The sequence below is a fragment of the Oribacterium sp. oral taxon 102 genome, assembly GCF_013394775.1.
Classification (GTDB): Bacteria; Bacillota; Clostridia; order Lachnospirales; family Lachnospiraceae; genus Oribacterium.
The window spans coordinates 2,044,603-2,065,246 of the sequence record NZ_JABXYT010000001.1 but is presented as its reverse complement, the minus strand read 5'-3'; the positions used below and the strand labels follow the sequence as shown (position 1 = coordinate 2,065,246).

Sequence of the window (20,644 nt, the reverse complement as noted above, 5' to 3'; positions counted from 1 at the left end):
TATATTTACTGAAAAAATGGAATCCAATTTTACTTGCACGGTTAGTTTTTCTGTTATATAGTTAAGCAGCAATAATAAATTTTTAGGGATGCTAAAAATTATTTAGCTCAGGAGGAGAGACATGGAAACGAAGGACAGGGACAGGATGGAGGAATTGTTCCAATGGAAGGGCAATCCGCCGCTGGGGAGCACGATTTCACTGGCACTTCAGCATCTGGTGGCGATGATTATCGGCTGCGTAACGCCGGCAATCATTATTTCGAACGTAGCGGGCTTGGATATTTCGCAGAGGATCCTGCTGATTCAGGCGTCCCTCGTGATGTCGGCAGTCAGTACGCTGTTTCAGCTCTTCCCGATCGGCCGACGCTTCGGCGCAGGGCTTCCGGTCATCATGGGCATCAGCTTCGCATATCTGCCGAGCATGCAGGCGATCGTCGGGGAAGAGGGCGGCACACTCGGCGTAGCGACGATTACGGGCGCACTGATGGTGGGCGGCATTGTGGCGATTATTGTGGGAATCTTTGTCAAGAAAATCCGGCATTTCTTTCCGCCCATCATTACCGGAACGGTAGTATTTACGATCGGTCTGTCACTATATCCGACTGCTGTGAATTATATGGCGGGCGGCGCAGCAAATACCTATGAGCTGGTAGTGGAGAAGAAGGGGCTGACTGCAGCGCTGGTCTACGGCTCCTGGCAGAACTGGCTGGTCGCCATCATTACGCTGGTTGCGGTGCTGCTCTTCAATAATCTGGGCAAGGGCGTGTGCAAGCTGGCCTCGATCCTGCTGGGCATGACGGTGGGCTATCTCGTCGCTCTCTGCTTCGGCATGATCAGCTTCACGGAGATCGGCACGGCATCCTGGCTGTCTCTTCCGCGCTTTCTGCCGTTTGGGGTACACTTCAATCTGGCGGCATGCATTTCCATCGGGCTGCTCTTTGCGATCAACTCCATTCAGGCGATCGGTGACTTTACTTCGACGACAATCGGCGGCTTTGATCGTTATCCGACCGACCAGGAGCTGCAGAGCGGCATCGTAGCGTACGGCGGGCTGAATTTCCTGACTGCCTTCTTCGGCGGGCTGCCGACGGCAACCTATTCCCAGAACGTGGGAATTATCATTAACAATAAGGTCGTAAACCGTAAGGTATTTACGACTACGGCGATCATGATCCTGCTCTGCGGCATCTGTCCGAAGTTCTCTGCGATTCTGACGACGATTCCGCAGTGTGTGCTCGGCGGCGCGACCGTGACCGTATTCTCTTCTATCGCCATGACGGGAATGAAGCTGATTACGACCGAGTACCTGACGCCGAGAAATACGACGGTGGTCGGTCTGTCCGCAGCGCTCGGCGTAGGCATTGCGCAGGCATCCGGTACGCTTTCACAGTTCCCTGCGGGCTTCACGATGATCTTCGGGAAATCTCCGGTTGTGGTGGCGACCATCATGGCGGTGATCCTGAACATTATTCTACCTCCGGATGAGAAGCCGGTTGCAATGCCGGCGGAGGAAGCGGAGGAGTGACGCATCACAGGAGATGGATAGGGTTCGTGATGTGATTTAACAGATGAGCTTATGGCATAAGGCTCGATTATCGATTATTCTGGAACTGTCCGGAGAGGCAGGAGCTGCTGCCTCCTCCCGGGCGGTTCTTCTTGTATTCATGCTGCTGTTCGTCGTGCCGCGTTTCTTCGGACTGACCGGGCCGGAGCTCTCCCGACCGATCGCAGATCTGCTTTCCTTTCTTTTGTCGGCAGCGCTGACCGGCGGCATCCTGCGGGAGCTGGTCGGAATGACAAGCGGAAAGAAATAAAATCCCAATCGGATTTCATAAAAGAAAAAAGCACCGGACAGACATTGTTGCAGCCGGGAGAACATGGTAAAATCAGGACAGATTGATATCCCCTGTTTTAGCTGGAAGGGGGAGATCAGGAAGATGAAGGAGGGAAGGTATGGGTACAAATTTCATGGTGACACTGATTGTGATCGTCTATCTGCTGTTCATGCTCTGGATCGGCTGGTATTCCTCTACTAAGATCACGAGTAATACCGATTTCATGGTAGCAGGCCGGCGGCTGGGGCCGATTCTGATGGCGGGGACACTGGCGGCGACTGAAATCGGAGGCGGGAGTTCTCTGGGAGTCGTACAGAATGGAATGTCCGGATTCGGTCTGAGTGCATCCTGGTACATCACGACGATGGGAATTGCGTTTGTAATCCTGAGCTTTGTGGCACCGAAGTTCCGCGCTGCGACGGTAAAGACGGTGCCGGAGTTCTTCCGGAGACGTTACGGCAGGGAATGCGGACTGATTACGGCAGTGATTATGTTTCTGCCCCTTGTAGGCTTGACAGCGGGACAGTTTATTGCTTCCGCAGTGATTTTATCCACGATGCTGAATCTGGATTATAAGCTTGCGGTGGTAATCGTAGCAGTTGTGGTGACGATTTATTCGATCATGGGCGGGCTTTGGAGTGTAACGCTGACAGATTTCGTACAGGTATTCCTCATTGTCATCGGGATGCTGATCGCCGTTCCGTATGCGATGCATTATGCCGGCGGCTGGGTAAATATCAGAGCAAATATCCCGGAGGGGACACTCGACCTCTTCCAGGGCTATGATCTCTTTGGGATCATCTCATTGGTTGTTATGTATACGGCGACGTTCTCTGTCGGGCAGGAGGCGGTATCCCGCTTCTATGCAGCGCGGGATGAAAGGGCGGCAAAGAGTGGTGCGTGGCTCGCGGCACTCGTTAACTTCATCTATGCATTTGTTCCGACGATCCTCGGTATTATTACGCTTGCTCTCATCAATATGGGGAAGTTCGATGCGGAGCTTTTTGCAAAGGTCGGTGCGAGATATGCGCTGCCGGTGCTGGCGATCAATACCATGCCGGCGCTGATCTGCGGACTGCTCTTTGCGGGAGTGATCTCTGCGACGATGTCCAGCTCGGACTCAGATCTCCTGGGCGCGGGCTCCATCTTCGCGAATGATATCTATAAGGCTGTACTGAAGCCGGATGCAAGCAGCGAGTCTGTGATGCGCGTGACGAAGCTCGTGATGTGTCTGGTGGGCATCGCATCGATGCTGATCGCACTCTTCAATACGAAGAGCATTGTGTCTATCCTGATGTTTTGCTTCACCCTTCGTGCGGCAGGCTCGTTCTTTCCCTATGTGCTGGGGCATTATTGGAAGAAGGCTTCGAAGGCAGGAACCATTGCGTCCCTGCTTGCCGGCACCATTGTAGTGCTTTATCTCGAGCATGTCTCCGGCGGTGTGCTCTTCGGCATCAAGTTCAGCCAGCCGATCCTTCCGGGACTTGCCGCCGCGCTGCTGGGCTTCGTCATATTTTCCTATCTGCTGCCGCCTGCTGTAGAGACGACAGAGCTTATGCCGGAGGAAGATGACTGATCCTGTATGCGCCGGAGCACCTTGCACTGCTTCGGCGCTTGTGGTATAAAAAAGAGGTTTCAATACAGGAGGCATGGAGAGGGTCGGCTGGTTGCCGGGGCTTCTATGCTTTACTTAGGAGGAAAAAAATGGAGAAAGAACAGTATCTCGGACTTTACAGGCATTCTCTCGCGCACATCCTGGCAAAGGCGGTGGTGGAGCTCTACGGAAAGGATGTGCAGTACGCCATCGGACCACAGATCGAGGACGGCTGCTACTATGACTTCGTGCTGCCGAAGCCGGTAACGGAGGAGGACTTCAAGCAGATTGAAGACAGGATGCGGGAGATCATCAAGAGGAGAGAGAGCTGGACACGGAGGGAGCTTTCCCGCGCGGAGGCGCTGGAACTTTTCAGGGAGCAGAAATTCAAGACAGAGCTGATTCAGGATCTTCCGGAGGATGAGGTTCTGAGCGTTTACTATACCGGAGAAGACTTCGTAGATCTCTGCCGCGGGCCGCACGTCGAGAACTCGCAGGAGCTGATGAACGCGGCGTTCAAGATCAAGTCCACCTCCGGCGCATATTGGAGAGGCGACGAGCATCGGGATCAGCTTCAGAGAATCTATCTCTACGCTTTTCCGGACAAGAATCAGCTGAAGGAGCACCTGCGTCTCGTGCAGGAGGCGCTGGAGCGCGATCACAAGAAGCTCGGACCGCAGCTCGACCTCTTCATGTTCACGGAAACCGCGCAGGGGATGCCGTACTGGCTTCCGCGCGGCTGGAAGCTGTTTAATACCCTGCTGCAATACTGGCGGGATATCCACGATGTTCACGGCTATCAGGAGATCTCCGCGCCGGTCATCAATAACAAGAAGCTCTGGCTGATCAGCGGGCACTGGGCACATTATGTAAACAATATGTTTATGGTGCCGGGGAAGAATGCGGACGGCGTCTTCGACATCGAAACGGATGACACCATGGCGGCGAAGCCGATGAACTGCCCGAACGCGATGCTGACCTTCAAGCGAAGGGTGCGCTCCTACCGTGATCTCCCGATTCGCTATTCCGAGACCGATATGGTACACCGCAAGGAGAAGGCGGGACAGCTCAACGGGCTTTTCCGTGTGCAGGCATTCCGGCAGGATGACGACCACACCTTCGTGATGGAGTCCCAGATCGAGGAGGAGATCGAGGATGTGCTGAATATTGCGGACGAGATCTACAAGACCTTCGGTATCACCTACCGCGCGGAGCTTTCCACCAGACCGGACGATTTTATGGGGGATATCGCGCTCTGGAATGACGCGGAGGCTGCACTGCGCCGTATTCTGGACAAGAAGTACGGGGAGGGAAATTATGAGGTCAATGAGGGGGACGGCGCTTTCTACGGACCGAAGATCGACCTGCAGATCAAGGATGCGCTCGGCAGAGAGTGGCAGTGCGGAACCGTGCAGCTCGATTTCCAGCTTCCACGGAACTTCGAGCTGAAGTACACTGCGCAGGACGGCTCGGAGCAGACGCCGGTGGTCATTCACAGAGCCATCTTCGGTTCGCTGGAGCGCTTCATCGGCATTTTGATCGAGAACTTCAAGGGTGCGTTCCCGTTCTGGCTCTCTCCGTATCAGGTCGGCATCGTACCGATCCGCCCGGAGCATAACGACTATGCGAGGAAGGTAGCGGGCAAGCTTGCCGCTTACCGCATTCGCACCGAGGCGGATTACTCCGACAACAATATGAAGGAGAAAATCAAGAAGTACAAGAATTACAAGGATCCGTACATTCTCGTGCTCGGCGACAGGGAGGCAGCGGAGAATACTGTTTCCATCAACCTCCGCGGCTCCAACCGGCAATTAAACAATATCCCGCTCGATCATTTCGTGGAGATGTGCATGAAGATGAACGCGGAGCATAGTCTGGAGCTTATAGACAGTGTGGAATAACGGATTCGGTGCATAGCGGAAAGAAAATGAACACGGGAGCCGCATGGGAGAAATATCTTCTGTTCGGCTCCCGTGTTCATTTGTACAGCGGAAAAACGACTGACATGTTGCACTTCTTTATTTTTTTTAGTATCATATATTCAGAGCTTTTGTTACTTTTTTGTCAATTCAGTGTTCGCCCTTATTCGCAATTCGCGGAAAGTCCATTTCAAATGCACAGCAATCGTTTCTGCTTCGGCGGATTGTGAATGGCTTAGCTGAACTGTTACAAAATCAAAAAGGAGATGAGTATGAGAAAAAGATCTATCGTACTGCCGCTCGCAATCGGTGTGACCGCAGCATCGCTCGCAGCCTGCGGAGGGAATGCGAAGACGGAAACGACGGCAGCTACAGGGCTGTACACCCCGGGAAGCTATACCGGTACGGCACAGGGCTTCGGCGGAGCTGTCAGCGTGGAGATCACGACGGATGCGGAGAAGATCACAGCTGTCAAGGTGAGCGGAGATGCCGAGACACCGAGTGTCGGCGGCGCGCACCTCGCGGAGCTGGGAGAAGCAGTGCTGAAGGCGCAGAGCGCGGAGATCGACGCGATTTCCGGCGCGACCGTGACCTCCGATGCTGTCAGGGAAGCGGCAGCCGCAGCGATCGCACAGGCGAAGGGAGAGAGTGCTCCGGCGAAGGAGGCAGGCCCGCTCAGCTTCACGGCAGGCAGCTATACCGGTACGGCGCAGGGCTATAACGGCCCGGTTTCCCTGAAGGTCAGCTTCAGCGATTCTGCTGTCACCGGTATTGAGATCGAGTCCGAGCGGGAGACCAATCACATCGGTACGCCGGCATATGAAATCCTCTTCGCGGATGCGATCGCAGCCAACGGCTCCGGCATCGACGGGGTCTCCGGTGCGACCTTCACGAGCCGCGCGGTCAAGGAGGCGCTGAATGACGCTGCGGCGCAGGCGAAGGTTTCCGACCTCGAGAGCTTCCGGAAGAACACCGTGAAGCACGAGGCGCAGACGCCGATCGAGGAGAGCTATGACGTGGTCGTTGTCGGTGCAGGCGGCGCGGGCATGGGAGCCGCGGTACAGGCGGCACAGAACGGCGATTCGGTTGTCGTCGTGGAGAAAAATGCGGAAATCGGCGGGAATACCGTGGCTTCCGGCGGGCAGTTCCAGTCTGCGCAGAAATATCTCGTCTGGGATGCGGAGAATCCGGATGCGGTAAGCGGCGAGTATAAGGGCGTGAGCTATGATAAGGTAAAGTCTGCGGCAGGAAATATCACCGTGCTGAAGACCATTCTGGACTGGAACGAGGCTGCCTTCGACGCCTCCTATTTTGACAAGGTGGAGTTCGTGGCAGGCGATATTACGCATTTGTCCAAGGCAGGCGTGCACACGGAGTACCGCCCGACCCTGCAGGCGCTGAAGAAGGAAATCAAGGCATATCTTGACTGGGCGCAGCCGAAGCTGGATGCGGGCGAGGCAGAGACGGAGCTGCCGCTCTTCTCTACGGTAAACCTTCATATTTTCCAGACCTATTACGGCGGACTTCGTCAGAATGCGGAGAAGACGGAATGGATTTACGGAAATTATGATCTGGTTTCCCAGTTTGTGGAGGGAGGCCAGGAGCTGAAGGGCTGGCTGGAGGATCAGGGTGCGCTCTTTGACGAGAGCATCCAGCCGACCATCGTCGGCGCGCTCTGGCAGCGGGAGAATGACTTCCTGGGAAGCGATCTGGACGGAGACGGCAAGCCGGATGCGGATGGCGCCAATGCCTCGGGCAAAACAGTATGGTCTACCTACTTCGCACCGACGAAGAATACGCTTCTGAAGACGGCGGCAAATGCGGCGGACAACAGGATCATGCTCAGAACCGATGTAGATTCCCTGATCGTGGAAGACGGCAGGGTAGTCGGCGTGAAGGGCACACAGTATGACGGCACCGAGGTCACCCTGCGGGCAAATAAGGGCGTCATTCTGGCAACCGGCGGCTATGCTGCCAACATTGAGCGGGTGATGAACACCAACGATTACTGGGCGAAGGGCAGCATCACCTCCGGCACCAAGACCACGAACCGCTCCTCTCTTCAGGGAGACGGCATCGACATGGCAGAGCAGGCGGGCGCGGCGACCACCGGTATGGGATATACGCAGCTCATGCCGATATCCTGGGTGGACAATGGAAACCTTGCCTTCGGCGGCGGCAACTATGCCATCTATGTATCTCCGGAAACCGGAGAGCGCTATGTCAATGAAACCGGAGAGCGGGATGTGCTTTCCCTCGGCGAGTACAGGAACGGCGTAGAGTACAAGGGCGCTATGGGGACGGTGCTCGAAATCGCGAATTCCGAGCAGCAAATCCCGGGACCCTATCCCTACGGAACGCCGAAGACGCCGGAAACCTGGGAAATGGATGTGCCGGACAGGCAGTATACGAGAACTGTAGATGAGCTTTCGGGTCTGCTCAAGGAATTCGGCTTCTCCGCAACACAGGAGCAGATCAGGAAGACCATTGAGGATTATGACAGGGCATTGATGACCGGCACGGAGGATAAGCTCAATGTGACCAAGACCGGCTGGACCAGACTGATCGGGCAGGCGGAGAAGGATGATAAGGGGAATTATCTTCCGGAGACCTATACACTGGACGGCGTGAAGCTGAAGATCAGACTGCTGGCTCCGTCCACGCACCATACCATGGGAGGTGTCGTGATCGATACCGACCGTCATGTACTGGACGCTTCCGGCAAGGTGATTCCGGGGCTCTATGCGGCGGGAGAGGTGACCGGCGGCATCCACGGCGGCAATCGTCTCGGCGGCAATGCGATCGTAGAGATCTTCGTTTCCGGAAGAACCGCGGCACAGGCGATCGCGAAGGACAGCAAATAATATTTTTCATAACCAAAGGATATGAACAATGCTTCGCTCATATCCTTGACAAATATCTATGAAAGAGCTACCATTTGTCTCAATTCCATAGAAAAAAGCTTTGACGAAAAAGAGTATCGAAGAGAGAGGGTACAGAGAGCTGACGGCAGCTGCGAGTCAGTCCGGAATACTTCGAGAAAATCCTTTCTGAGCTGTATCGCTGAACTTCCCGTGAGGAAAATTAAGCGGTAACGGATGCCCCCGTGACCGGGCAGTGCATTGCTTGATGCACGTGAGGGGTCGTTCCTGTGAGGGGACGGCAATAAGAGTGGTACCGCAGAGCTTATACGCCTTTGTCTCTTATGTGCTGAGATGCACAGAGAGGCAGAGGCGTATTTTACTGTATGAAGCCTCCCGGGCGAAGCTGCGTCACACGAAGCAGGGAACAAGCATGGAGGGAATTTATGGAAGAGAGAGGAGAGAAGGAATGAAGGTACTGGAAAAGCTGAGCGAATTTGTCAGTAAGTGGATGGCACTGATTGTCATTGTGATTGCAGCATTGGCGCTGCTTATGCCTGCTTCCCTTAGCTGGGTAAAGACCTCCTGGGTCAATACACTGCTCGGGATCGTGATGTTCGGAATGGGGCTGACGCTTCGGGCATCGGACTTCGCAGAGGTTTTCCGCCGTCCGAAGGATGTGGTGATCGGAGCGGTCTGCCAGTTTACGCTGATGCCGCTGCTCGCATTCCTCCTGACGAAGCTCTTCCGGCTGGAACCGGAGCTTGCAATCGGCGTGATCCTGGTAGGAACCTGTCCGGGCGGAACCTCGTCCAATGTGATGACCTATCTCTCAGGCGGAGATGTGGCGCTTTCCGTATCTATGACCTCGGTATCTACGCTTCTCGCACCGCTGATGACGCCGCTGCTGACGCTTCTCTACGCAGGACAGACTGTAAATGTCAGGGTATTGGCGATGTTTGTTTCTGTCATCAAGGTTGTGCTGCTTCCGATCGTGCTGGGGCTGATCGTGAATTACTTTTTCCGCAGCCTTACGGAAAGACTGGTGCGCGTCCTGCCGCTGCTGTCTGCGACGGCGATCATACTGATCATTGCAGCGGTGGTTTCTGCGAATGCAGCGCGTCTGATGCGCTCCGGACTTCTGATCGTTGCGGTCGTGATCTGCCATAATCTTCTCGGCTACTGCACGGGATATGCCGCGGCGAAACTGACGGGAATGGATCTTACGAAGTGCCGTGCGATTTCGATTGAGGTTGGGATGCAGAACTCCGGTCTGGCAACCAGCCTCGCCGCGACACACTTCGCACAGTACCCGCTGGCGACGATTCCGGGGGCTGTATTCTCGGTATGGCATAATATCTCCGGTGCGCTGCTTGCGGATTTTTATAAGTCGCAGAATCGCTTGTAATCCGTCCTGCCTTTGTGTAAGATGGGAGAGGTCTATGGAGTAAGGAGGAGAAAACCAATATGTATAATGTGAGAGAGGGAATCCAGCAGGCGCCGCACCGCAGCCTCTTCAATGCGCTCGGCTTCACGGAGCGGGAGATGAAGAAGCCGATGATCGGCATTGTCTGCTCCTACAATGAGATCGTGCCGGGGCACATGAACCTTGACAAGGTTCTCGAGGCAGTGAAGCTCGGCGTCGCGGAGGCGGGAGGAATGCCGGTCATGGTTCCTGCGATTGCGGTCTGCGACGGCATCGCGATGGGGCATGTCGGGATGAAGTATTCACTCGTGACGAGGGATTTGATTGCGGATTCCACGGAGGCACTCGCGAGGGCGCACCAGTTTGATGCGCTGGTAATGATTCCGAACTGCGACAAGAACGTGCCGGGGCTCCTGATGGCGGCGGCGAGGGTAAATGTGCCGACCGTCTTCGTCTCCGGCGGGCCGATGCTGGCGGGGCATGTCAACGGCAAAAAACGTTCCCTTTCCTCGATCTTCGAGGCGGTAGGCAGCTATGAGGCGGGCAGGCTGTCCCGTGAGGAGCTGCAGGTCTATGAGGAGAATGTCTGTCCGACCTGCGGCTCCTGCTCCGGGATGTATACCGCGAACTCGATGAACTGTCTGACTGAGGCGATCGGCATGGGACTTCGCGGCAACGGCACGATTCCGGCAGTCTATTCCGCGCGGATCCGTCTCGCCAAGGAGGCGGGGTATGCGGTCATGGAAATGCTGGAAAAGAATATCTGTCCGCGCGACATCATGACAGAGGCGGCATTCCATAACGCCCTGACGGTGGATATGGCGCTGGGCTGTTCTACTAACACCATGCTGCATCTTCCCGCGATTGCCCATGAGTGCGGTATCGAGCTCAATATGGAATATGCGAATGAAATTTCCGCAAAGACGCCGAACCTCTGCCATCTGGCACCGGCGGGCTACAGCTTCATGGAGGATCTCAATGAGGCGGGCGGCGTCTATGCCGTGATGAGGGAGCTTTCGAAGCGGGAGCTGCTCGACCTTACGCTCCCGACTGTGACGGGGAAGACGGTCGGGGAGAACATTCGGGATGCGGTGAACCGCGACCCGGAGATCATCCGCCCGATCGAGAATCCGTACAGCGAGACCGGCGGCATCGCCGTACTGCGGGGGAATCTCGCGCCGGATACCGGTATCGTGAAGCGCTCTGCGGTGGCAGCGGAAATGATGCGGCATGAGGGCCCTGCGCGGGTCTTCGACTGCGAGGAGGATGCGATCCGCGCGATCAAGGGGGGAGAGATTCATCCCGGCGACGTGGTTGTGATCCGCTACGAGGGGCCGAAGGGAGGCCCCGGTATGCGGGAGATGCTGAATCCGACCTCCGCCATCATCGGAATGGGATTGGGCTCGACAGTGGCGCTGATTACAGACGGACGCTTCTCCGGTGCATCCCGCGGCGCGGCAATCGGACATGTCTCACCGGAGGCGGCGGTCGGCGGGCCGATCGCGCTCGTCCGAGAGGGGGATATCATTTCCGTGGATATTCCGAACAACGCACTGAATATGAAGGTCAGCGAAGCGGAGCTCGCGAAGCGAAGAGCGGAGTGGAAGCCGCGCGCACCGCGGGTGACGGACGGCTATCTCGCTCGCTATCAGGCGCTGGTGACCAGCGGCAACCGTGGCGCGATCCTCGAGCTCCCGGAGGCGCTTCGGCTATCGAAATGACGGTTCTGCCGCGCCCTGCGGGGCTGTCCTCCGGGGGAGCCCATGGAGCGTGAGGCTTGAATAAAGCAGTGCTTCCCTGCGGAAGCTTTCAAATGCTGGGTCAGCGATAGGGCGCTTCTCAGCCGGATCGCTGTACTTGAAATTGTAAGTGGGAATATACTTCAGGCAAATTGTGGAAAAGACGGAGAAAATAAGATATGATACAGAGGACGCCGGATTGAAAGCAAGAGGATATGGGTAATATGAAGCATCACGAAAAGTATCATAATATCAGTGACATTCTGATCAGTATCGGGATTCTTCTCTTCTTCCTCTTTCTGCTTTTCCTCCTCCGTTTCTGGAATGAGGAGATCCGCACGAAAAATACCGCCCAAACGCAGATTACAGATACGGTGTCTCCGGAGGAAGGGCAGGAGAAGTATCAGTTCTGCTTTCTGAGCTCCTACAGCGCGAGCTTCGGCACCTTTATGCCGCAGCTTGAGGGGATTCGAAGCATGCTGGATGCCCACCAGATCAAGCTGGATAATTTCTCGATGAACTCGAAGAAGTTTGACAGCGAAGGGGACTATCTTGCTTTCTTCTACTATATGCAGGCACTACTGAAGCAGCGGAAGCCCTATGACGCGATTCTCGTCGGAGATGATGCGGCGCTGGAATTCACGATGAAGTATCAGGAGGAGCTCTTCCCGCATACCCCGATCGTATTCTTCGCGGTCAATAATCAGGAGACGGCGGAGCTGGCGGCGCAGAATGATTATATCTGCGGCTATGTGGAGCCTTATTTTTTGGAGAACACGATCGCGGCGGCGATGAAATTGCAGCCGGAGGCAGACAAGCTGATCTGTATCTATGATGATTCACTGACGGGGGTGGCGGATCGGCAGAATTTCTATGCGCTCGAGACGAAGTTTCCGAGTCTTCGCTTCGGAGGGCTGGACTTCTCGAATTATACGCCGGCGGAGCTCCGAAATATCCTCTCCGGATTGGACAAGACGACGATTCTGCTTTATCTCTCCGCGTTCCGGGACAAGGATGGCAGGAATTATACGATTCCCGAGAGCGTAGCCCTGATTACGGGCGCCTCAGGGACGCCGGTTTATCACGACGGCTACGGCGGCTTCGGGGATGGGATCACCGGCGGCAGACAGCTGGACTATGCGAAGCTTGCCTCCAATGCGGCGTACGCAGCGGTGGAGATCGTGGAGAAGGGGATTCCGACCAAGGATATCCGTCTTTCCGCCTCCGCGCCGGGCACCTTTATATTTGACTACAAGGCATTGGTGAAGTACGGGCTGAATCGGAGGAAGGTGCCGAGAAACGCTGTCATTCTGCATGCACCCGGAGAGGGGATGATGCTCTACTTGCGTATTTTCGGGATCATGCTGCTGCTTGCCGCTTCCCTGGCATGCTTCTGGGCGAATGCCTCCATCAACCGCTGGCTGAGCGAACGAACCGCGGAGGAGCTGAAGGCGAGCAATCAGGGGCTTCTGGCCTTGCAGCAGGAGCTGCAGTATGAGGCGAGCCATGATAATATGACGAAGCTGATGAACCGCCATACCGTGGTGCAGTATCTTCAGACGCGGCTTCCGATGGAGAAGCAGTATTCCGCGGTGCTGATGGACGTGGACAATCTGAAGGAGATTAACGAGTCCCACGGGCATGAGGTCGGGGATGATTATCTGGGGAAGCTCGGGCAGATGCTCCGGGAATACAGCTACTCTCATAAGGTCGTGGCAGCCCGCTTCGGCGGAGATGCCTTCCTGATCGTATATCTGGGCAGGGTGCTGACACAGGACAGCGAGGAGATACAGGACATCAACCACATCTTCAAGCAGTCGATCGAGGTGGGAACCGGCAAGATCCTGATGAGCGCCAGCGGCGGTGTGGCGACCTCAGAGACCGCATCGGGCGTGAGGGTTGTGATGGATGCGGATACGGCGGCTGCGGAGGCGAAGCGGAACGGCAAGAATCAGATCATCTTCTATTCGGATAAGCTCAGGGAGAAGACGGAACGGGACAACGAGCTCCGCAAGCTGGTGCAGGATGCCGTGCTGGAGGAAAATCTCTACATGGTTTACCAGCCGCAGGTGGACTGCCTGAGCGGTAGGGTCAGCGGCTATGAGGCGCTGGTGCGCATACGCGGAGAGGCGGTTTCGCCCGGCATCTTCATCCCGATCGCGGAGCGTTACGGCTATATCAGTACGATCGGCCGCATGACGACGCGGATGGTGATCCGCCAGCTTGCCCGCTGGAGGAATGAGGGAACAGCGCTTCGTCCGATCTCCGTGAATTTTTCGAGCTACCAGCTGAATGACCTCGGATATGTCGATTATGTGTTTGAGCTGCTGGAGCAGTATCGGATCGCTGCGAAGTATCTGGTGCTGGAGGTTACGGAAAGCATCCTGCTGGAAGAAACGGAGCATTCCCGGGAGATGTTCCGGCGTCTGACAGAGGCGGGCATCTGCATTCATCTGGATGATTTCGGCACCGGCTACTCCTCCTTCGGTTACCTTTCCTACATTCCGATTTCCGCACTGAAGATCGACAAGACGCTGGTGGATCGCTATCTCGTGGATAACGAGGATCTGCTCGCCAGTCTGATCAATACGATTCACTATCTGGGCAAGCGGGTGATTGTGGAGGGCGTGGAGCAGAGGTGGCAGTATGAGAGACTCCATGCGCTTTCCTGCGACACGATCCAGGGATACTATTTCAGCCGGCCGGAGGAACCGGAGAAGATTCGCGACTGGGAGCCGGAGGAACCGAAAATTTCCATTGTTCCGGTTGACGGAACCCGGGCTTTATGATAGTATCTCCCTTGGCAGTCAATATCGATTGCAGAGATTTTTGGAGGTACACAAATGAAAGGTACAGTAAAGTGGTTCAATAACCAGAAGGGATACGGCTTCATCTCTGACGAGACAGGGAAGGACGTATTCGTACACTATTCAGGGCTTGCCGGCGATGGCTTCAAGTCTCTTGAAGAGGGACAGGCGGTAGAGTTCGAGGTAGTTGACGGTGCAAAGGGACCTCAGGCTACGAAGGTTGTAAAGCTTTAATTTTTCTCTTGGAGAATGTACCTGATTTTGAAAGAAGCTCCTCTTTCCGGAGAGGGGTCATGAATTACAGGAAGTACTCAAGAACAAAGAAAAGAAAAGCGGGGCGGTGTCGAAGGACATCGCCTCTTTCCTTGCCCTTGATTTTTCTGTGAGGAGGAGAATGAACCAGAAAGCAAAGAAAATAAGCCTTTACGGAATGCTGCTCGCCCTGTCCATGGTGCTGAGCTATATCGAGGCGATCCTGCCGTTTAGTATCGGCGTACCGGGCGTGAAGCTCGGGCTGCCGAATATCGTGACGGTCGTCGGGCTCTATTCGATCGGCACGCCCGCGACGCTGCTGATCAGCTTCGCCCGTATCCTGCTGGTGGCGATGAGCTTCGGCAACGCCATGACCATTGCCTACTCTCTCGCGGGCTTTTTCCTGAGCTTCGGAGGGATGCTGCTGCTGAAAAGCTGGCAGCTTTCCCGGACTGCCGTCAGCATCTGCGGAGGCGTCCTCCACAATCTGGGGCAGCTTCTGACAGCGATGCTGCTGCTACATTCTCCGCAGCTCCTGCTCTACTTTCCGGTGCTGCTCGCAGCGGGTATCGCAGCGGGTGCCGCGATCGGACTCACGGCGGGAGCGCTGAGCACGCATCTGCATCGCTTTCTGCAAAGGCTGTGAGGGAAATATCTGCATATTTTGGAGACAAATTGCATAAAACTCGAAATTATTCTAAAAAAATGCAGAAATATGCTTGACTTTTGAATTTTCAGAAGTATAATAGCCGCATAACTTGTATGGCTCGTATATTTATTCATATAGGGGCGAGAAGCGGGGGAAGCGTTCCCGGAGGAGGTATTATGAAAAAGTTCGGTATCCTTACAGCGGCAGTGATTTCAGCTTTTCTATTGGCGGCGTGCGGATCTTCCGCAGCAGGCTCCGCGAAGACAGAGGGCAGTGCGGCGGCGCAGTCCTCCTATGCGGGAAAGACCCTTATCATGGGGACAAATGCGGAGTTTCCGCCGTATGAGTATCACGAGGGGGACAGCATCGTCGGTATCGACGCCGAGATCGCCGCAGCCATCGCGGAGGAGCTGGGAGCAAAGCTGGAAATCTCCGATATGGCGTTCGACGCGGTGCTTCCGGCGGTGCAGGCCGGTAAGATCGATTTCGGTGCAGCAGGCATGACGGTGACGGAGGACAGATTGAAGAATGTTGATTTCTCTGACAGCTATGCGACGGCGGTGCAGGCGATTATCGTACCGGAAGACTCCGTTATCACAGGCCCGGAGGATCTCGAGGGGAAGCTGATTGGCGTGCAGCAGGGGACGACTGGCGATATCTACATCAGCGATGACCTCGGCGATGCCAATACCCAGAGATTCCCGAAGGGCTCGGACGCAGTGCAGGCGCTTTCCGCGGGAAAAATCGATGCGGTCGTTATTGACAGCAGCACGGCGAAGGCCTTCGTAGAGAGCAGCAGCGGGCTGAAAATCCTGGACACCGCCTATGCGGATGAGGAGTATGCGATCTGTGTGAAGAAGGGCAATACGGAGCTCCTGAACGGCATCAATTCCGCGATCAAGAAGCTGAAGGATTCCGGCAGGCTGGACGAGATCATCGCGAAGTATATCAAGGAGCAGTAAGCGGGAGCGGTATTCCCGCAGAGGGAAGACAAGACATCGGGCAGGCAGCGAGACTCCGCTTCCTGCCCGCATCAGGGGAACGGCAAGAAAGGGAGAGGGGTATGCAGGAGAGAATCTATCTGAATTTCATCAAGGATCAGAGGTGGCTCTACCTCGTGGACGGGCTGAAAAATACGCTGCTGATTACGGCATTCGCACTGCTGATCGGTGTCGTGCTCGGCATGCTCCTCGCGGTAATCCGGACGACGCATGACAAGACAGGGAAGCTCAGGCTGCCGGATCTCATCGCGAAGCTGTACATCACAGTGATCCGCGGGACGCCCTCCGTCATTCAGCTTTTGATCTTCAGCTACTGTATCTTCACCTCTCGGATCTTCTCGGGGATCTTCATCGGCTGCATTGCATTTGGGCTGAATTCCGCAGCCTATGTCGCGGAGATCATCCGTTCCGGCATCATGTCGATTCCGAACGGACAGATGGAGGCGGGGCGCTCGCTCGGCTTCAACTATGCGGAGACCATGCGCTTCATTATTCTGCCGCAGGCGCTCAAAAATGTACTGCCGGCGGTATTTAACGAGTTTATCGTACTGATCAAGGAGACGGCGGTCATCGGCTATGTGGCGGTGCAGGATCTGACGAAGGGCGGAGATATCATCCGCTCGAGAACCTACGACGCATGGACGCCGCTGCTCACGGTTGCCCTCATTTATCTCTTCCTCACGGTGGTGCTTTCCAACGTTGAGAAGCGGATGGAAAGAAGATTGCAGAACACCTGAGTCGGAGAGGAGGAAAAATGGAAGTAAAAAACGGAGAAGTGCTCCTTAAAATTGAGAAGCTGTCGAAGCGATTTCAGACGCTCAGGGTATTGAACGAGATTTCGACAGAGATCCGGAAGGGAGAGGTGGTCTGCGTGATCGGTCCCTCCGGCTCCGGAAAGTCTACCTTTCTGCGCTGTCTGAACCTGCTGGAGACGCCGACGGAGGGGAAGATCTTTTTTGAAGGTACGGAAATTACGGCGAAGGGTACGGATATTGACCGGCTCCGTCAGAAGATGGGAATGGTCTTCCAGCAGTTCAATCTCTTTCCGCATATGACGATACTGGAAAATCTGATGCTCGGCCCGATCCGGCTTCGGAAGCAGGAGAGGGAAGCGGCAGAGGCGGAAGCGATGCAGCTTCTCACGAGAGTCGGACTCGCAGACAAGGCAGAGAGCTACCCGAATCAGCTCTCCGGCGGACAGCAGCAAAGAGCTGCGATCGTCCGCGCGCTGGCGATGCACCCGGATGTGATGCTCTTTGACGAGCCGACCTCCGCGCTGGATCCGGAGATGGTCGGCGAGGTGCTGCAGGTCATGAAGCAGCTTGCGGAGGAGCATATGACAATGGTGGTCGTGACGCATGAGATGGGCTTTGCGAGGGAGGTCTCGGACAGGGTTATGTTCCTGGAGGGCGGAAATTTTGTTACGGAGGGCAGTCCGGAGAGCTTCTTCGAGCATCCGGAGAATGAGAGGCTGAAGACATTTCTGTCGAAGGTGCTGTGAGTCCTTGAATTCCGGAAATATTCGTGTTACGATAGGTCGGCGAACAATTGTTTGCCGGCCTTTGCTTTGCGTGAAGAAGAGAGAAGCGGGCGGAGGTGCCCGAAACAGGATGGAGAGAAGGGAAAGTTGTGGAAAGAAAGTTTATTAAAATACGAGGTGCGAGCGAGCACAACCTGAAGCATATCGATCTGGATATCCCGCGGGATGAGCTGGTCGTCCTGACCGGGCTCTCCGGCTCCGGGAAGTCCTCGCTCGCCTTTGATACGATCTATGCAGAGGGACAGCGCCGCTACATGGAGAGCCTGTCCTCCTATGCGAGGCAGTTTCTGGGGCAGATGGAGAAGCCGAATGTCGAGCTGATCGAGGGACTGTCTCCGGCGATCTCGATCGACCAGAAAAGCACGAATCGGAACCCGCGCTCCACGGTCGGCACGGTGACGGAGATCTATGACTATCTGCGGCTGCTCTATGCGCGCATCGGCATCCCGCACTGCCCGAAGTGCGGCAGGGAGATCCGGCGGCAGACGGTGGATGAGATGGTGGATCAGCTCCTCCGGATGGAGGAGGGAACACGGATCCAGCTTCTCGCACCGATCGTCCGCGGCAAGAAGGGTATGCATGAGAAGGTGCTGCAGAGCGCGCGCCGCTCCGGATATGTCCGTGTCCGCATCGACGGCAATATGTATGAGCTCTCCGAGGAGATCGCTCTGGAGAAGAACCTCCGGCATACGATAGAGATTGTTGTGGATCGTCTCGTCGTCCGCGCGGGGATCGAGAAGCGGCTCGCGGAGTCGATCGAGCAGGTCGTGGACCTGACCGGCGGACTGGTGACGGTGGATGTGATCGGCGGGGAGGAGATCCACCTCTCGACGAGCTTTACCTGTCCCGATTGCGAGATCAGCATAGAGGAGATCGAGCCGCGCAGCTTCTCCTTTAACAATCCCTTCGGAGCCTGCCCGGAGTGCTTCGGCATCGGCTACAAGATGGAGTTCGACGCGGCGCTGATGATTCCGGACGAGAGCCTGTCGATCAATCAGGGCGCGATCTCCGTGCTCGGCTGGATGAATTCGAAGGACGAGGGAAGCTTCACGCACGCGATGCTTACCGCGATGGCGGAGCGTTACGGCTTCAGTCTGGATACGCCGTTTCGGGAGCTCCGACCGGAGATCCGGGAGAAGATCCTGCACGGTACTAAAGGAGAGAAGGTGACGGTGCGGTATGCATCTCAGTTCGGCAAGGGCAACATTCATCAGGTTGCCTTCGAGGGGTTGGCGGAGAATGTGAATCGGCGCTATAAGGAGTGCTTCTCTGACAGGATGAAGGCGGAGTATGAGCAGTATATGCGGATCACGCCCTGCCCGGTCTGCAAGGGGGCGCGTCTGAAGCAGAGCTCTCTGGCGGTGACGGTGGGGGAGCTCAATATCTACGCGGCAACCGAGCTCTCTACAGAGCGCTTCTATGACTGGATCTCCGGACTCGAGCTCAGCGAGATGCAGCGGAAGATCGGCGAGCAGGTTATCAAGGAGATCCGTGCCCGCATCAGGTTTATGATCGATGTGGGGCTGAACTATCTGAGTCTGTCCCGTACGGCGGGGACGCTGTCCGGCGGAGAGGCGCAGCGGATCCGGCTGGCGACGCAGATCGGCTCCGGTCTGGTCGGCGTGGCATATATTTTGGATGAGCCGAGCATCGGGCTGCATCAGCGGGACAACGATAGGCTGATCGCGACGCTGAAGTGCCTCCGCGACCTCGGAAACTCGGTCATCGTCGTGGAGCATGACGAGGATACGATGCGGGAGGCGGACTTCATCGTCGATATCGGACCCGGAGCGGGAGAGCATGGCGGACAGGTCGTCGCGACCGGCACCGCACAGGAAATCATGGAGATTCCGGAGAGCATCACCGGACAGTATCTCTCCGGGAGGCGCCGGATCGAGCTGCCGGAGCGGCGCAGAGAGCCGAAGGATTGGCTCAGGGTGCTCGGTGCAGCGGAGAACAATCTGAAGGATATCGATGTTGCGTTCCCGCTCGGCGTCTTCACCTGCGTAACCGGTGTGTCCGGCTCGGGGAAGTCCTCTCTGGTCAATGAGATTCTGCACAAGGCGCTCGCGAAGCGGCTGAACCGCGCCCGCATGATCCCCGGGCGCTTCCGGGCGATCGAGGGGGACGAGAAGCTGGATAAGGTCATCGATATCGACCAGAGCCCGATCGGCAGGACACCGCGCTCGAATCCGGCAACCTATACCGGCGTCTTCGACATGATCCGCGACCTCTTCGCCGCGACGCAGGACGCGAAGGCGCGGGGCTACGCGAAGGGGCGCTTCTCCTTCAATGTGAAGGGCGGACGGTGTGAGGCGTGCTCCGGCGACGGCATCGTGAAGATTGAGATGCACTTCCTGCCGGACGTCTATGTGCCCTGTGAGGTCTGCGGCGGCAGGCGTTATAACCGGGAGACACTGGAGGTGAAGTATAAAGGCAAAAGCATCTACGATGTGCTGAACATGACGGTGGAGGAGGCGCTGGATTTCTTCCGGAATGTGCCCTCGATTACGCGGAAGATCCAAACGCTCTATGATGTCGGACTCGGCTATGTCCGGCTCGGCCAGCCCAGCACGGAGCTCTCCGGCGGAGAGGCACAGCGCATCAAGCTCGCGACGGAGCTCTCCCGCCGCGGTACCGGCAGAACCATCTACATTCTGGACGAGCCGACGACAGGGCTTCATTTTGAGGATGTGCGGCGTCTGGTGGCAATGCTGCAGCAGCTCGCGGAGAACGGCAATACCGTCGTTGTCATCGAGCATAATCTGGATGTTATCAAGTGCGCGGACTATATCATTGATATGGGTCCGGAGGGCGGAGACGGCGGCGGAACGGTAATTTGCACCGGCACGCCGGAGGAGGTTGCGCGCTGTGAGAGCTCCTATACAGGGAAATATGTAGCGCGCTATCTGCGTTAAGGAAGCATTGCATTACTCGTAGTGTATGTGCCATGGAGGAATTGATATTTCCCTAAGCTTACGTTTTTCTGAAATCCACCGTCGGCTTATTTACAGGAGACAG

At 56.1% G+C, this 20,644-nt stretch carries 14 protein-coding genes and 1 other annotated feature; all 14 genes read left to right on the top strand.

What is annotated here, in order from left to right; all coding sequences use genetic code 11:
* The first annotated feature begins 121 nt into the window (after positions 1-121).
* The 14 genes from HW273_RS09230 (at position 122) to uvrA (ending at position 20,541) form a co-directional block, all read left to right on the top strand.
* Complete coding sequence (locus HW273_RS09230; RefSeq protein ID WP_179011755.1) at positions 122-1,525, top strand: uracil-xanthine permease family protein; 1,404 nt, start codon at positions 122-124, stop codon at positions 1,523-1,525.
* A 43-nt stretch (positions 1,526-1,568) separates the two neighbouring features.
* Entirely contained in the window at positions 1,569-1,814 is a 246-nt protein-coding gene (locus tag HW273_RS09225) for a hypothetical protein (protein WP_179011753.1), read from the top strand.
* 139 nt (positions 1,815-1,953) lie between these two features.
* Positions 1,954-3,411 (top strand): sodium:solute symporter family protein, encoded by a 1,458-nt coding sequence (locus tag HW273_RS09220; protein WP_179011752.1) that lies wholly within the window; start codon positions 1,954-1,956, stop codon positions 3,409-3,411.
* A gap of 128 nt (positions 3,412-3,539) precedes the next feature.
* On the top strand, positions 3,540-5,330 hold the full coding sequence (gene thrS, locus HW273_RS09215; protein ID WP_179011750.1) for a threonine--tRNA ligase: 1,791 nt from the start codon (positions 3,540-3,542) through the stop codon (positions 5,328-5,330).
* A gap of 290 nt (positions 5,331-5,620) precedes the next feature.
* Positions 5,621-8,212: an FAD-dependent oxidoreductase gene (locus tag HW273_RS11685; RefSeq protein WP_179011748.1), complete on the top strand. Its 2,592-nt coding sequence runs from the start codon at positions 5,621-5,623 to the stop codon at positions 8,210-8,212.
* 91 nt (positions 8,213-8,303) lie between these two features.
* Positions 8,304-8,555, top strand: a binding site (T-box leader).
* A gap of 123 nt (positions 8,556-8,678) precedes the next feature.
* Positions 8,679-9,617, top strand: a complete 939-nt coding sequence (locus tag HW273_RS09205; protein WP_179011746.1) for a bile acid:sodium symporter family protein — start codon at positions 8,679-8,681, stop codon at positions 9,615-9,617.
* Between the two features lie 59 nt (positions 9,618-9,676).
* Positions 9,677-11,356 carry a dihydroxy-acid dehydratase gene (ilvD, locus tag HW273_RS09200; protein ID WP_179011744.1) on the top strand — a complete coding sequence of 560 codons (1,680 nt, stop codon included), beginning with the start codon at positions 9,677-9,679 and terminating at the stop codon, positions 11,354-11,356.
* A 242-nt stretch (positions 11,357-11,598) separates the two neighbouring features.
* Positions 11,599-14,163 (top strand): bifunctional diguanylate cyclase/phosphodiesterase, encoded by a 2,565-nt coding sequence (locus HW273_RS09195; RefSeq protein WP_179011742.1) that lies wholly within the window; start codon positions 11,599-11,601, stop codon positions 14,161-14,163.
* A gap of 54 nt (positions 14,164-14,217) precedes the next feature.
* Complete coding sequence (locus HW273_RS09190) at positions 14,218-14,415, top strand: cold-shock protein (protein ID WP_179011740.1); 198 nt, start codon at positions 14,218-14,220, stop codon at positions 14,413-14,415.
* Positions 14,416-14,575: 160 nt separating this feature from the next.
* Positions 14,576-15,079: a Gx transporter family protein gene (locus tag HW273_RS09185; protein ID WP_179011738.1), complete on the top strand. Its 504-nt coding sequence runs from the start codon at positions 14,576-14,578 to the stop codon at positions 15,077-15,079.
* Positions 15,080-15,258: 179 nt separating this feature from the next.
* Positions 15,259-16,044, top strand: coding sequence for a transporter substrate-binding domain-containing protein (locus HW273_RS09180; RefSeq protein WP_179011736.1), 786 nt, complete (start codon positions 15,259-15,261; stop codon positions 16,042-16,044).
* 101 nt (positions 16,045-16,145) lie between these two features.
* Positions 16,146-16,820 carry an amino acid ABC transporter permease gene (locus HW273_RS09175; RefSeq protein WP_179011734.1) on the top strand — a complete coding sequence of 225 codons (675 nt, stop codon included), beginning with the start codon at positions 16,146-16,148 and terminating at the stop codon, positions 16,818-16,820.
* 17 nt (positions 16,821-16,837) lie between these two features.
* Positions 16,838-17,584 (top strand): amino acid ABC transporter ATP-binding protein, encoded by a 747-nt coding sequence (locus HW273_RS09170; RefSeq protein WP_179011732.1) that lies wholly within the window; start codon positions 16,838-16,840, stop codon positions 17,582-17,584.
* 128 nt (positions 17,585-17,712) lie between these two features.
* Entirely contained in the window at positions 17,713-20,541 is a 2,829-nt protein-coding gene (gene uvrA / locus HW273_RS09165) for an excinuclease ABC subunit UvrA (protein ID WP_179011730.1), read from the top strand.
* Positions 20,542-20,644: the final 103 nt, after the last annotated feature.

Excerpts from the sequence above, each read along its gene's own strand:
- HW273_RS09220 (WP_179011752.1), top strand. The coding sequence starts at position 1,954 with ATGGGTACAAATTTCATGGTGACACTGATTGTGATCGTCTATCTGCTG.
- HW273_RS09190 (WP_179011740.1), top strand. The coding sequence starts at position 14,218 with ATGAAAGGTACAGTAAAGTGGTTCAATAACCAGAAGGGATACGGCTTC.
- HW273_RS09195 (WP_179011742.1), top strand. The coding sequence starts at position 11,599 with ATGAAGCATCACGAAAAGTATCATAATATCAGTGACATTCTGATCAGT.
- HW273_RS09180 (WP_179011736.1), top strand. The coding sequence starts at position 15,259 with ATGAAAAAGTTCGGTATCCTTACAGCGGCAGTGATTTCAGCTTTTCTA.
- HW273_RS09230 (WP_179011755.1), top strand. The coding sequence starts at position 122 with ATGGAAACGAAGGACAGGGACAGGATGGAGGAATTGTTCCAATGGAAG.
- HW273_RS09170 (WP_179011732.1), top strand. The coding sequence starts at position 16,838 with ATGGAAGTAAAAAACGGAGAAGTGCTCCTTAAAATTGAGAAGCTGTCG.
- HW273_RS09185 (WP_179011738.1), top strand. The coding sequence starts at position 14,576 with ATGAACCAGAAAGCAAAGAAAATAAGCCTTTACGGAATGCTGCTCGCC.
- HW273_RS09175 (WP_179011734.1), top strand. The coding sequence starts at position 16,146 with ATGCAGGAGAGAATCTATCTGAATTTCATCAAGGATCAGAGGTGGCTC.
- HW273_RS09225 (WP_179011753.1), top strand. The coding sequence starts at position 1,569 with ATGAGCTTATGGCATAAGGCTCGATTATCGATTATTCTGGAACTGTCC.
- HW273_RS11685 (WP_179011748.1), top strand. The coding sequence starts at position 5,621 with ATGAGAAAAAGATCTATCGTACTGCCGCTCGCAATCGGTGTGACCGCA.
- thrS (WP_179011750.1), top strand. The coding sequence starts at position 3,540 with ATGGAGAAAGAACAGTATCTCGGACTTTACAGGCATTCTCTCGCGCAC.
- HW273_RS09205 (WP_179011746.1), top strand. The coding sequence starts at position 8,679 with ATGAAGGTACTGGAAAAGCTGAGCGAATTTGTCAGTAAGTGGATGGCA.
- ilvD (WP_179011744.1), top strand. The coding sequence starts at position 9,677 with ATGTATAATGTGAGAGAGGGAATCCAGCAGGCGCCGCACCGCAGCCTC.